The sequence below is a fragment of the Pseudarthrobacter sulfonivorans genome (assembly GCF_031454915.1).
Classification (GTDB): domain Bacteria; phylum Actinomycetota; class Actinomycetes; order Actinomycetales; family Micrococcaceae; genus Arthrobacter; species Arthrobacter sulfonivorans_C.
Genome location: NZ_JAVDRS010000009.1, coordinates 22,910 through 35,884, shown reverse-complemented (window position 1 = coordinate 35,884; position 12,975 = coordinate 22,910). Strand labels below are relative to the sequence as shown.

10 protein-coding genes and 1 pseudogene are annotated in these 12,975 nt (G+C 63.1%); 10 read left to right on the top strand and 1 reads right to left on the bottom strand.

The annotated features are described in order from the left end of the window. Positions 1–430 precede the first annotated feature (430 nt). Positions 431–2,377, top strand: coding sequence for an alpha-amylase family protein (locus J2808_RS18060; protein ID WP_309819408.1), 1,947 nt, complete (start codon positions 431–433; stop codon positions 2,375–2,377). Positions 2,378–2,487: 110 nt separating this feature from the next. Next, a pseudogene (locus J2808_RS18055) lies at positions 2,488–2,601 on the top strand (IS481 family transposase); the annotation flags it as partial. Between the two features lie 301 nt (positions 2,602–2,902). Here J2808_RS18055 and J2808_RS18050 read toward each other — a convergent pair. Continuing rightward, on the bottom strand, positions 2,903–3,601 hold the full coding sequence (locus J2808_RS18050) for an IclR family transcriptional regulator (protein WP_309819407.1): 699 nt from the start codon (positions 3,599–3,601) through the stop codon (positions 2,903–2,905). Between the two features lie 120 nt (positions 3,602–3,721). Here J2808_RS18050 and J2808_RS18045 point away from each other — a divergent pair, with 120 nt between their 5' ends. From J2808_RS18045 to J2808_RS18015, 8 genes are all read left to right on the top strand, one after another. Further along, on the top strand, positions 3,722–4,810 hold the full coding sequence (locus J2808_RS18045) for an ABC transporter substrate-binding protein (protein ID WP_309819405.1): 1,089 nt from the start codon (positions 3,722–3,724) through the stop codon (positions 4,808–4,810). Positions 4,811–4,858: 48 nt separating this feature from the next. Further along, the gene (locus J2808_RS18040) at positions 4,859–5,656 is read left to right on the top strand and encodes an ABC transporter permease (protein ID WP_309819403.1); all 798 of its coding nucleotides are present in this window, start codon (positions 4,859–4,861) and stop codon (positions 5,654–5,656) included. Beyond that, a complete protein-coding gene (locus tag J2808_RS18035; RefSeq protein ID WP_309819401.1) occupies positions 5,653–6,426 on the top strand; it encodes an ABC transporter permease in 774 nt (257 codons plus the stop codon). Before J2808_RS18040 ends, J2808_RS18035 begins: the two co-directional genes overlap by 4 nt. Positions 6,427–6,493: 67 nt before the next feature. Further along, positions 6,494–7,285 carry an ABC transporter ATP-binding protein gene (locus J2808_RS18030; RefSeq protein ID WP_309819742.1) on the top strand — a complete coding sequence of 264 codons (792 nt, stop codon included), beginning with the start codon at positions 6,494–6,496 and terminating at the stop codon, positions 7,283–7,285. 45 nt (positions 7,286–7,330) lie between these two features. Further along, positions 7,331–9,049: a urocanate hydratase gene (locus J2808_RS18025; protein WP_309819399.1), complete on the top strand. Its 1,719-nt coding sequence runs from the start codon at positions 7,331–7,333 to the stop codon at positions 9,047–9,049. A gap of 64 nt (positions 9,050–9,113) precedes the next feature. Further along, on the top strand, positions 9,114–9,722 hold the full coding sequence (locus J2808_RS22295; protein WP_397428086.1) for a HutD family protein: 609 nt from the start codon (positions 9,114–9,116) through the stop codon (positions 9,720–9,722). 482 nt (positions 9,723–10,204) lie between these two features. After that, positions 10,205–11,386 carry an allantoate amidohydrolase gene (locus J2808_RS18020; protein ID WP_309819397.1) on the top strand — a complete coding sequence of 394 codons (1,182 nt, stop codon included), beginning with the start codon at positions 10,205–10,207 and terminating at the stop codon, positions 11,384–11,386. Beyond that, positions 11,383–12,729 carry a formimidoylglutamate deiminase gene (locus J2808_RS18015; RefSeq protein ID WP_309819396.1) on the top strand — a complete coding sequence of 449 codons (1,347 nt, stop codon included), beginning with the start codon at positions 11,383–11,385 and terminating at the stop codon, positions 12,727–12,729. The genes J2808_RS18020 and J2808_RS18015 overlap by 4 nt, the downstream gene beginning before the upstream one ends. Positions 12,730–12,975: the final 246 nt, after the last annotated feature.

Genomic DNA, 12,975 nt, shown 5'->3' with positions numbered 1-12,975 from the left:
CCGGTGGCCAACCCGCCAGCCTTGCTTGCGCCCCGGAGATTCGTCAAAGTCGCGACTGCTGCCGCCAGCAACCGTCGAGTGGCAGTGGATGACGAGCCCTAGCTCCGAGTCCAGCTATCCAGTTGTAAATCAGGAAGATGTCCGGAATTTCAATGTTCTTCCGACCGCAGCAGCGGGGCATGTGCATGGACGCCGATTCGCGAGTGTGCGATGGGCCGATGCTCGTTGGTGATGCTTGACTCCGTCGTTAAGCTCAGCACATGCAATCAGGAGCATCAAGCAGGTGACCCGGCGTAGCTTTCATTTCAGTCACGCTCAGCTTTGCCGCCGTTGGCGCTGGGTGTGGAAGCAACCCACTCGGCGGCGAGACCCCGGTACCGGGGACGGAGACGCCGCCGGGCGGACTCCGCCGCTCGCAGAGCCGCCGCCGGTGGAGCTGAGATGGATCTCCGACGCGCGCGCCGCGGGACTCGAGACCTATGTGGACGATCCGGACGTCGACGCACGCCTCGATGTACTCGCGGCCGCGCACGTGAGCGTGGTGGTGATCGATTCCGACCTCTCCTTCTACCTGACCGAGAGGCGCTTCGAGGAGCACGCGGTCTTCATCGACGCGGTGGCGAAGAAATGTCACCAGCGCGGCATGAAGGCGGTCGCCTATTACCCGATGCTGGAGGTGCTCACCGAGAAGGCGCCGAAAAGGCGACACACCATGGGGAAGGATCACCCGGACTGGGTGCAACGCGGCGTCGACGGCAAGGCAAACGTGTTCGTCGGCGGCGGCCGCGTGTTCTGGGTGCCGAAGAGGACCGAGAGCGCCTGGCTCTGCCCCACCACCGCCTACCGCGACTACTTCATCAACCGGGTGAAGCGACTTGCGCAGACCGCGCTCGACGGCTTGTGGGGGGACGTCCCGCTGCTCTCGGACATCGTCGGCGTGTGGCCATGCACCAACGCGACCTGCGCCGCTAAATTCCTCGCCGAGACCGGACTCGCCCAGCCCACCAGCGTGGATTGGAACAACCCGGTGTTCCGCCGCTGGGTGGCGTGGCGCCACGGCGTCATCCACGAGTTCGAGCAGGCGGTACTGAGTGGCGCGCGCACAGTACGGCCGGATTTTCTGCTCATCGTCGAGACGGGCACCATGGACCACAGCAACGCCACCTCGCAGGGCCACGACGGCGCCAGCCGCGACGATGGCGACGTACTGCGCGCCTGGGAAGTGGACTGCGCCAGCGATGCGACCGGCATGCGCCAGGCGCCCGCCGACGATTGGATCTCGATGGCGATCATGATGCGCCACGGCCGCGGCTGCGCGGGCAAGAACCCGAGCTGGGCGATCACCTACGGCAAGCAGACCGACGACGCCGAACGGGTCATGGCCATCGCCATCGCCGGTGGCCAGCGACCGTACGAGAGCCAGATCCCGCTCCTGAGCCGCACGGTGGGTGACGCCTGGCGTCGCAAGATGTACGGCTGGCTCAAGGAAAACAGCGACATCTGGGCCGGCGACAGCGCCAACCCGGTGGCGGTGATCTTCTCCAGTGTGAGCCGCGATTTTGTCGACCGGAACGCCGGCACGGGGCTCTACACCAGCACCAACCCGGCCGATGAGGACTGGTGGGCGACCAGGCGGAAGGACTCCGCCAAGACCCTGCCCTACCTCGGCGAGTACCGCGGCATCTGCAAGGCCCTCATCCACGCCCACGCACCCTACGACGTCGTCACCACCCCGCACCTGTCACCGGAGCGGCTCGCACCCTACCCGGTGGTGGCGGCGCCACGGCCGGCGGCGCTGTCGGACGGGGAAATCGCCAGCCTGAAGAGCTACGTCAAGGCCGGCGGCACGCTGCTGGTCACCGGCGCCACCGATGCCGGCGTCTTCGATGAGAACGGCGCGCTGCGATCGCAGCCGGCGCTGCTGCAGGCGTTTGGCATTAGCGCCGGAGCCAACTGGGCACGCACGTCGCATGGCCACGGTGCCGTGGTCCTCGTAACCGAACAGGTGGGCCAAAAGTACTACCAGACCGACGATGCCGCAGTGACCACCGCACTGGCGGAGATCCTGAAGGCGAACGGACGCACCATCGTCACCAATGCGCCGCCCGCGGTGGTCATCGACCTGCGACAGCGCACAGAGCACCGGCTCGACGTGCTCTTCGCCAACATCGACGGCCTCGATACCGGCGGGTTCAATGCCCAGAGCGCCAGCTTCACGGTCGCCATCCCCTGCGGCGGGAAGACGCCGCGGAGGGTGACCATCACGCAGCCGGGAGACTCAGCGCCGGCGGAGATACCCTTCACACACGAGGACGGCCGCGCCGTCTTCGAAATCACCGTAGCCGCGCTCCTGTTAGTGCGCATCGCAGTCACCTAGTTGTATTGACCACGGACGTTAGTGACGTTCGGCGTGGTGGCGTGACATGAAAAAGACCTCCGAATGGAGTGGGGCTTGTCTAGAGTCCAGTTCCACAAACGGAGGTCTTCGTGTCCCACCCTAACGCTCTTCTTGCACCACAAGGCAGGCTCCAGCTCGCCAAATGTGTAGTCGATGACGGCTGGCCGCTGCGGCGGGCAGCGGAACGTTTCCAGGTCTCCGTTCATGCGCGAAACCAAGAACAACAGCCTCGTCCGCGGGGCCTAACAACTCCCGGGTCTGCTTCCGAGCATGTATGCAAAAGGGGAGGTGTTCTTGACAGATCACGCCCCTTTGCATGTTCAGGCGGTCCAGCCCGGGAGTCGCTGTTCGGTCAGCAGCCGTGGATGACTCCATTGAACTGTCGTAACCGGCGGGCCTGCGCTGACCTGTTGCCCATCTTGTGCCGAAGGTAGCCACTCCGATTCGCTAATGTCTACCATCAGCCGGAATTGCTCTGCATCTGTCGCGGGAAATTCCTACAGACTAAGAAGTTTGCGGGGAGGCCAGGACGGCCGCCCCGCTTCCAGGTGTCGCAAAGAGCCTTGTGGCCTCGCCGGCGATCAGGGCGCCCAGCTCCTGGGCTGCCTCCGCCGTGGTCCGATAGCTGGGCGCCACAATACTGAGGGCTGCAGCGACTTTTGAGCCCACCATGACCGGTGCTGCAACGGCAGTTACGTCCGGCTCCACGCCGTCGGCAACGACGGTAAACGCTCCGGGTTCGACTTGCCCCAGTAATACCGCACCGGCTGCGCTTCCTTGCAGTGGGAAGGTCCGACCAACCCAGTTGATATGGCGCACCGTGTGCGTGCCCTCCTCGATCGCGAGATACAACCCGTGCACGTTGTTACCTACCGGGACGCTTAAGTATGCGGATTCGCCTGTCTGCTCGACGAGGACCTGCAACGCAGAGCGGCTCGTGGCTACGAGGGATTCATGGCTCAGTGCCTGGACCCCGAGCTGGACCATCCGAAATCCGGGGCGGTAAAGGCCGTCCTCCGTTTTCGCCGCGAAACCGTTGGCTTCAAGGGTGCGAAGCAGTCGCAGTGCTGTGCTGGCGGACAGGTCTACAGCCTTGGCGGCGTCGACGAGCTTTACGCCATCGCCCTCGCACACGGCGCGCAACAACCCCAGCGCTCGGTCCGCGGCCCGGGTCGTGGGGTCCTGGGTGGGGCGAACTGTCATGGTTCCTCATTCAGTCAGTAGGGCGGGACGGCGCGACTCTGAAACACATATTTCACTCTACGGCAATTTAGTGAGTAAAAACCATTGACCCCTGCCATCAGCACGGAGTAGTTTCATGTGATGGCAGTTACATTTTATTGCTTGAAATCATCTGAGCCCGGAACCTCCTGGAGAATCCCCATGTCAGCAAAGTCCCTTCCCGTATCCGCTCCCAGCCGGCGGGCTGTTGTCACAGCGGCGTCGGCAGTACTTGCCGGAATGCTTGCCTTGACCGGTTGCGGTACGGGTAGCCCGTCCTCGTCAGGAACAGCCGCAACGCCCCAAGGCGACAAGGCAGGTGGCAATCTGGAAAAGGTAAGTGTTGGTTTGATTCCGATCACCGACGTCGCCCCCGTTTACCTGGGCGTCCAGGAGGGTTACTTCAAAGAGGAGGGCCTGGAGCTTGACGTCCAGCTGGCGCAGGGTGGCGCGGCCATCGTCCCTGCAGTGATGACCGGGGACTACCAGTTCGGATACTCAAACGTCGTCTCGCTGCTGGTTGCCCAAGATAAAGGTCTCCCCATAACGGTGGTGTCCAACGGCTCCACGTCAACAAACGAGCCCGGGAGCGACACGACAGAGGTGGCAGCCATGCCGGACAGCGGCATCGGGAACGCGGCCGACCTGGTGGGTAAGACAGTTGCAGTCAATGCCCTGAACAACTTCGCCGACATCACCATCCGCAACTCCATCGAACAGGCAGGCGGGGACCCCACGGGCGTGAAATTCGTGGAGATGCCGTACCCGAACATGCCGGCCGCCCTCGAACGCGGAGATGTGGATGCAGCGTGGACAACCGAGCCCTTCCGCACCCAGATCCTTCAAGCAGGCGGAAAAATTGTTGCCAGCCCGATGACGGACATGGCCGAAAAATTTGATTCGGCCTTCTATTTCACGTCTAAGCAAACCCTGGAAAAGAATCCCGAACTCGTGGAGCGCTTCCGCCGGGCCCTGGAGAAGTCGTTTGATTTCGCTATGAAGAACGAGGACAAAGTTCGCACCATCATCCAGGACTACGCCAAGGTCACACCGGAACTCGCCGAAAGTATCGTGATGTCCAAGTGGTATAAGGATGTCAACATGGACGCCCTCACGAAGCTGGGCACTGCCGCTAAGAAGTATGACGTCCTGAAGAAGGACCCGGACTACGACGCACTGATCGCCAAGTAGCCGGCAAACCTCATGTCAGTTCCTGCACTCGATCCTTCAGGAAGAAGAATGGACAACACAAAGACGGCCCGACGACGGCCGACCAAGGAGTTGCTGGGCATCGCCGGGATCATAGGGTTTCTGCTGGTCTGGGAGGTGATTCCCACGGTCGGCATCGTGGATGCCCGGTTCCTGCCGCCGGCGTCGGAGGTGGTCTTGGCCTTGGTCCGTGACTTTGGCTTGGCCGCGTTCTGGCTGGCCGTTGCTGAAACGATGCTCGCGTGGCTCATCGGCCTGGTCATTGCGGTTCTTGCCGCGGCGTTGTTGGGCTTCATCATCGGTTCCTCTGCTTTTCTGCGTAAATTCACCAACTCCACAGTGGAGTTTCTCCGGCCCATCCCTTCGGTGGCGCTGATCCCCCTGGCTGTTCTGCTGTTCGGCGTCAAGATGGAGTCATCACTGATGCTCATCATCTACGCCTCGTTCTGGCAGGTCTTCATCCAGGTTCTCTACGGAGTCGCCGATGTGGATAACGTCGCCATGAATACAGCCAAGAGCTACGGGCTGGGCCAGCTTGCAAGGATCCGCCATGTGGTCTTCCCAACGACGCTGCCCTACCTGATGACCGGTGTCCGTCTGGCAGCGTCGGTCGCGTTGATTCTGGCGATCACTGCCGAACTGGTAATCGGTTCCCCAGGGCTGGGCCGCGAAATTGCACTGGCCCAGTCCGGCGGAGCCATCGCCGGCATGTACGCCCTGGTGCTGGCCACCGGCCTCATCGGGGTGCTGATCAACCTCGTCATGCGCTTTGTGGAGCGCAAGACCCTGTCCTGGCACTCCTCGGTTCGCGCGGAAGTGATTGTATGAAAACCTTGAAAGGTATCGGCTACGCCATAGGCCTGCCCGCAATCCTCGTCCTGTTTTGGGCAGTGGCCACCGCCGGGGAGGCGAACTTCTTCGTCCCCACCCCAGCCACTCTGCTGGCCACCTTTGCAGAGACCTGGTTCGGAGACAGGATCCTCTCCGATGTGCTGCCCAGCATCGGCCGCCTGATCGTGGGCGTAACCGCCGCCATCATCATCGGCATCGTGGCGGGGTTGCTGATCGGCTCTGTGAAGTGGCTTCGGGACCTGACGGAACCGGTCCTGGAGTTCTTCCGGGCCATCCCGCCGCCGGTCCTGGTGCCCGTGCTCATGCTGCTCATGGGCATCACGGACTCCATGAAAGTGGTGGTCATCATCTCCGGCTGCATCTGGCCGGTGCTGCTGAACACCATCGAAGGCGTAAGGGCCATCGACGGCGTATTGTCCGATTCCGCACACACCTACGGCATCACCGGGCGCGCCCGGATCCGCCACCTCGTGCTGCCCAGCGCAAGCCCACAAATCATGGCGGGAGTTCGCCAGTGCCTGTCCATCGGACTGATCCTGATGGTCATCTCCGAAATGTTCGCCTCCTCCTCCGGGCTGGGCTTCACCATCGTTCAGTTCCAGCGTTCCTTCGCCATCCCCGAAATGTGGTCCGGCATCGTGATCCTGGGACTGATCGGAGTTGCCATGTCCTTCATCTTCCAATTCACCGAGCGCCGCATCCTGCGCTGGTACCACGGCCTGCGAGAGGTAGAAAATGCCGTCTGAAACCACCGACAAGAACACCGTGACCAACCCTGTGTCAACCGGCGGAACCCCGCAGAACAATGACGCCATGCTCTCGGTCCGTGGCCTGAAGAAGGTCTACCAAACCGACGGCGGACCCATTGAAGCGGTCCGGAACCTGACCTTCGATCTCCGCGCAGGAGAGCTTGCATGCCTGGTGGGCCCGTCCGGGTCCGGCAAGACAACGCTCCTCAAATGCATCTCAGGGTTGATGGCTCCGACAGAGGGGCAGGTGCTGCTGGATGGAGTGGAGGTTTCCGGTCCGCCCAAGAAAATGGCCGTGGTCTTCCAGGAGTACGGCCGCTCCCTGTTCCCGTGGATGCGGGTGCGTGAAAACGTCGAACTGCCGCTGAAGAATCAGCGTGTGCCGAAGGCTGAGCGCGACAGGCTTGTGGATGAAGCGCTTGAGGCTGTGGGCCTTTCCCACGTTCCGATGTCCTACCCTTGGCAACTATCCGGCGGTATGCAGCAGCGCGTTGCCATCGCCCGCGCCGTTGCCTACCAGCCCGAAGTCCTGCTGATGGACGAGCCGTTCGCCGCCGTTGACGCGCAAACCCGTGCAGACCTGGAGGATCTGATCCGCACTGTGTGGAAGAAGCTCGGGGTCACCATCCTGTTTGTCACCCACGACATTGACGAATCCGTCTACCTCGGGGAGCGGGTCATCATCCTCTCGTCCTCACCAACGGTCATTCAGGAGGACCTGGTCATCGACCTCCCCGCGGAGCGCGACCAGCTCAACACCCGGTCCCTGCCGCGCTTCACAGAACTGCGCCACCACGTTTACGAGCAAATCCAGCTGGCGAAGGCAGGCCACCGCCCCGCCGCCGCCGCAAGGTAAACACCAAGCAAGCCCTAATACTGCAAACTCACGAAGGAGAGCCTTATGGCACCCGCCGATTTCACCACCGGTGCCCGCCCGGTCAAAGCAGCCCGCGGCACCAAGCTCACCGCCAAGAGCTGGCAGACGGAAGCCCCGCTGCGCATGCTCATGAACAACCTGGACCCCGAGGTGGCCGAACGCCCGGATGACCTGGTGGTGTACGGCGGCACCGGCCGCGCCGTGCGGTCCTGGGCCGCGTTCGACGCGATCACCCGCACCCTCGAAACGATGGAGAAGGACGAGACCCTGCTGGTCCAGTCCGGCAAGCCCGTGGGCGTCTTCCGCACCAACGAATGGGCGCCGCGCGTGCTCCTGGCCAACTCCAACCTCGTGGGCGACTGGGCCAACTGGCCCGAATTCCGCCGGCTCGAGGCCGAGGGCCTGATGATGTACGGCCAGATGACCGCCGGGTCCTGGATCTACATCGGCACCCAGGGCATCCTGCAGGGCACCTTCGAAACCTTCGCCGCGATCGCCCGCAAGCTCACCGGCGACGAAAACGGCACCCTCGCCGGCACCCTGACCCTCACCGGCGGCTGCGGCGGCATGGGCGGGGCACAGCCGCTCGCCGTCACGCTGAACGAGGGCGCGTGCCTGATTGTCGACGTCGACGAGACCCGCCTGCGCCGCCGGGCCGGCAAGCGCTACCTGGACGAAGTGGAAACCGATCTCGACACCGCCATCGCCAAGGTCCTCAAGGCCAAGGAGGAACGCCGCGGCTGGTCGGTGGGTTACGTCGGCAATGCTGCCGAGGTGTTCCCGGAGATCCTGCGCCGCCACAACGCCGGCGAGCTCACGGTGGACATCGTCACGGACCAGACCTCCGCCCACGATCCGCTGAGTTACCTGCCCGAAGGCATCTCGGTGGAGGAATGGCACCGCGAGGCCGCCGCCGATCCCGAAGGCTTCACCAAGAAGGCCCAGGCTTCCATGGCCAGGCACGTCCAGGCCATGGTCGAGTTCCAGGACGCCGGCGCCGAGGTCTTCGACTACGGCAACTCCATCCGCGACGAAGCCCGCAAGGGCGGCTACAACCGCGCCTTCGAATTCCCCGGCTTCGTCCCGGCCTACATCCGCCCGCTGTTCTGCGAAGGCCTCGGCCCTTTCCGCTGGGTCGCGCTCTCCGGTGACCCCGAGGACATCGCCGTCACGGACGCCGCCATAAAAGACCTCTTCCCGGAAAACAAGCACCTGCACCGCTGGATCGACGCGGCCCAGGAACGGGTCGAGTTCGAAGGCCTGCCCGCCCGGATCTGCTGGCTGGGCTACGGCGAACGCGCCAAGGCCGGCCTCCTGTTCAACCAGCTCGTCAAGGAAGGCAAGGTCAAGGCGCCCATCGTGATCGGCCGCGACCACCTCGACTCCGGCTCCGTCGCGTCCCCGTACCGCGAAACCGAGGCCATGGCCGACGGCTCCGACGCGATCGCCGACTGGCCCATGCTGAACGCGCTGCTCAACACAGCCTCAGGCGCCACCTGGGTCTCCCTCCACCACGGCGGCGGCGTGGGCATCGGCCGCTCCATCCACGCCGGCCAGGTGTCCGTCGCCGACGGCACCGACCTCGCCGCCCAGAAGCTCGAACGCCTCCTCACCAACGACCCCGGCATGGGCGTCATCCGCCATGCCGACGCCGGCTACCACCGCGCCGTCGAGGTCGCCAAAGAGCGCGGCGTCCGCATCCCCATGAACGAAACCAAACAAATTGAGTCAGCCACTAGTTAGGAGATGCACTTTGGCGTGGCAATGCGGTTCTCTCGGCGTATCGCTACCCCGTTAGTGCCCAGTAATGTTCCAAGCAATCAGCTATGCGCCCACGGAGTACGCCCGAATGCCGTGGAAAAACCGTGGCGGGCACACCACAGAACTACTCCGCGGCGGACCCAGAGAAAAGTACACCTGGCGTCTGTCCATTGCCGACATTGGTGTCGACGGACCATTCTCGAGATTCGTGGGCATGCAGCGAATCATCACAGTGATCCAAGGAAACGGTGTGCGCTTAAACCTGGGCGGCCGCTCGAACGAGGTGCTTGCCCCGTTCCAAACCCTGAGCTTCGATGGTAGCTCCGACGTTCAGTGCGAGCTGCTAAACGGTCCCGTCAAAGACATAAACCTCATCTACTCACCAGCGCACATCTCACCTCGGTGGGAGTGGACAGAGCAAGGGCAACCCCGCGACTTCTCGGCCTCTGCCGATACAACCCTCGTATACAGCCCTGAGTCCGAGACCGCAGTGACGTCAACGCGCTTTTCCCCAATCGACCTTCCGGCAGGGCATCTTCTGGAAATAACGAACACACCGGAGCCCGAAACTTTCACCCTTCAGCTGGCGGGCTCCCGTTGCTTGATCATCGCACTGACAACCCTGGAGTCTCAGCCCACCACTAGGCACTTCTAACCGAAACGAGGACAAAGATATGCACCGAAACCTCACACAGTCTCCACATCGAGGACTGGTTCTCTCTGGAACCCCGGCAAAGGTGAAAACACGATCCGCACGATATCCGGGCCACGCTGATTCCCGGTCCGAAATTCGTAAACTGCATTCACATGCTTTCCTGCGGGTCCCTGCACGCGCGGATGCCAACCAATCCAGTTGTCCCGAGAACTGCCCCTACTGCAACGGGCCGGAAACGGACTAACAAGTGTTCTACCGGTTTTGTGCAATCACACCCGGGATACGTCGAGGGGAGAGCCAGCATCTCGGAGGCCTGCGCGCATCGCATCAACCCTCACAGGGTTCGGTGATCTTATCGCCGCTGCTTGGTGCCAGTTGCTTTCTTCCCGGGGCTGCCTCCAAAGGAACAGCCCCAGTCGGTTACGCCAGGACATAGTGCTGGTTCTTCACCTTGGAGGTTCCTTTTGGAAACTGTCAGTCAGATGTTGCGCTCACTCACCCACGTGGGGCAGGACCCCGTCCGTGGGGGCTACTCACGGCCGGTCTACTCAACTGCCGAACTTGATCTGCGGAGCTGGTTCAGAGAGCAGGCCCAGCGGCGGGGACTGGATGTTGAAACAGACCGCAACGGCATCATCTGGGCCTGGTGGGGGCCCCAGCAAGATGGAGCCCTCGTGACCGGCAGCCATCTGGACTCCGTGCCCGGAGGAGGGGCATATGACGGGCCGCTCGGGGTGGCCTCCGCCCTGGCTGCCGTCGATCTCCTCAAGGCCCGCGGTATCAAGCCCGCCCGGTCCCTGGCGATCACCGTGTTTCCCGAGGAGGAAGGATCAAGGTTCGGTGTGGCCTGCCTGGGGTCGCGGCTGCTCACCGGGTCCATCGACGCGGACAGGGCGCTTCGCCTGAGAGACAGTGACGGGGACACCTTCGCAGACGTTGCGCGCTCCAACGGCCTTGACCCCCGTCATGTCGGCCCCGATCCAGATGCGTTGGCAAGGATCGGTGATTTTGTGGAGCTGCACGTGGAACAGGGTATAGGCCTGGGGGCCAACGGCCCGGGAATCGCGGTTGGCAATTCGGTCCTGGGGCACGGCCGCTGGAAACTGAGCATCTACGGCCAGGGCAACCACGCCGGCACCACACTGATGTCAGACCGAGCGGACCCCATGGTCGCAGCCGCCCAGATCATCATGGCCGTCCGTCACGCCGCAGCGCGCCAACCAGATGCACGTGCCACCGTTGGCCGCATGATTCCAGTCCCGGGCGGTACAAACGTCATCGCCTCCCGTGTGGACATGTGGGTGGACGCCCGCCACCCCAACGACGCGGTCACCGCACACCTGGTGGAAGAAATCCATGGCCGAGCGCAGCGGGTAGCTGCCGAAGAAGGGTGCACGGTCAAGCTCACCGAGGAATCGTACAGCAACACCGTGCACTTCGATGCGTCCTTGACCGGGCGCATCGGGGCGATGCTGCCGGACGCACCCATGCTTGCCACCGGTGCCGGCCATGACGCCGGCGTGCTGGCCGGGTTCGTGCCCTCTGCCATGCTTTTCGTGCGCAACCCCAGCGGGATCTCCCACTCTCCAGAGGAACATGTAACCGACGCCGACGCCGACGCCGGCGCCACCGCACTCGCCAACGTTCTGGCAGGCCTGCTGTGAAGCGTTATTGGTGTGAGGCCGCACTCGTGAGCGGCACAGACAGACCGCTAGTGGCCGAGGGCGTGGAAATTCGAACCACGGAAGGCAGGATCATCGAAATCACCGTCGGCGTGGAGGCGGCATCCGATGCGCATGTTCTGCAGGGAGTGGTCTTTCCGGCGGCGGCAAACGCGCACTCACACGCTTTCCACCGAATCCTGCGCGGGCGCACTCATCATGACCGCGGTGACTTCTGGGTCTGGCGGGAGCACATGTACCGGAGCGCCTCCGAGCTGACACCCGACGCGTACGAGCAGCTGGCAACAGCTGTCTTCACGGAAATGGTAGTTGCCGGGTTCAGTAGCGTGGCCGAGTTCCACTACGTGCACCACCAGCCCGGAGGTGCCCCGTATCCGCAACGGCACGCCATGGAACTCGCCCTTGCCCGGGCTGCCCAAGCGGCAGGGATCAGGCTAACCCTCCTTGACACTCTCTACCTCGCCGGAGGGATCGGTCTGCCCCTCGGACCGGAACAGAACCGCTTTGGCGACCCCGACGTCCACACCTGGCTCGACAGGCTGGACTCCCTGCGGAAGGAAATCAACAAGACCTTCCCCAGCGACATGGTCAACGTCGGCGCAGCACTACACTCCGTCCGAGGAGTGCCTGAAGCAGACCTCGCTATAGTGGCCCAGAAACTGCCGCCGGACATACCGCTGCACATCCATTTGAGCGAACAGCCCGCCGAGAACGCGGCGTGCCTTGACGCTTACGGTTTGACTCCCACAGAGCTCTTGGCGCAACACGGACTCCTCAGCCCCCGCCTCTCGGCAGTTCATTGCACTCACCTCACAGAGGAGGACATTTCGGCGCTGGGGAACGCAGCCGCAACGATAGTTATGTGCCCCACCACAGAAGCCGACCTGGCAGACGGCATTGGTCCTGCCCGGGCCTTGGCCGACGCCGGTGCTTGCATCGCGCTCGGAACGGACCAACACGCAGTCATAGACCCGTGGCTGGAAATGCGCGCACTGGAATACGGTGAGCGGCTTCACTCTGGAAAACGAGGACGGTTCTCCCCGGATGAAATGCTTCTCGCAGCAACCGAAGGAGCCGCCAGCTCCATGGCTACACCCATTGCACCTGCGTCCGTTCAGGTCGGCGCTGTCTGCGACCTCGTCGCCATCGCTTCCGCCTCGGTCCGCACCGCCGGATCAGCACCCGGCCAACTGCCCATGACCGCAACAGCAGCCGACGTCACCGAGGTAGTCATCAACGGAGAGCTAGTGGCAAAAGCCGGCCTTCACCTTCGTCTCGGCTCACCCGCAAAACTCTTGACCTCTGCACTGAATAACTTCTCCTGATATTTGTGCGGGTAGGCAAACCTGCCTCGCCCCGATGCCGCCGCGCTGCCGCCAGCATTCACAAAACGTTGTGCATGGGTTCGAATCCCCTTACCTCCCCTTCCTGGGGGCATAGCTAAGGGGTTAGATAAGCGTCTCCCACAGCACCGAAGGGTGACTTTTCCCAGGGTTTCCGAGGGTGGTCTATCCGGTTGCTGTTGTCGCTCCCATTTCGGCTAGGAAGTCGGAGAAGCCAGGATCGGTTGA

Excerpts from the sequence above, each read along its gene's own strand:
- J2808_RS18050 (WP_309819407.1), bottom strand. The coding sequence starts at position 3,601 with ATGACAGTTCGCCCCACCCAGGACCCCACGACCCGGGCCGCGGACCGA.
- J2808_RS18045 (WP_309819405.1), top strand. The coding sequence starts at position 3,722 with ATGGCAGTTACATTTTATTGCTTGAAATCATCTGAGCCCGGAACCTCC.
- J2808_RS18040 (WP_309819403.1), top strand. The coding sequence starts at position 4,859 with ATGGACAACACAAAGACGGCCCGACGACGGCCGACCAAGGAGTTGCTG.
- J2808_RS18035 (WP_309819401.1), top strand. The coding sequence starts at position 5,653 with ATGAAAACCTTGAAAGGTATCGGCTACGCCATAGGCCTGCCCGCAATC.
- J2808_RS18030 (WP_309819742.1), top strand. The coding sequence starts at position 6,494 with ATGCTCTCGGTCCGTGGCCTGAAGAAGGTCTACCAAACCGACGGCGGA.
- J2808_RS18025 (WP_309819399.1), top strand. The coding sequence starts at position 7,331 with ATGGCACCCGCCGATTTCACCACCGGTGCCCGCCCGGTCAAAGCAGCC.
- J2808_RS22295 (WP_397428086.1), top strand. The coding sequence starts at position 9,114 with ATGTTCCAAGCAATCAGCTATGCGCCCACGGAGTACGCCCGAATGCCG.
- J2808_RS18020 (WP_309819397.1), top strand. The coding sequence starts at position 10,205 with ATGTTGCGCTCACTCACCCACGTGGGGCAGGACCCCGTCCGTGGGGGC.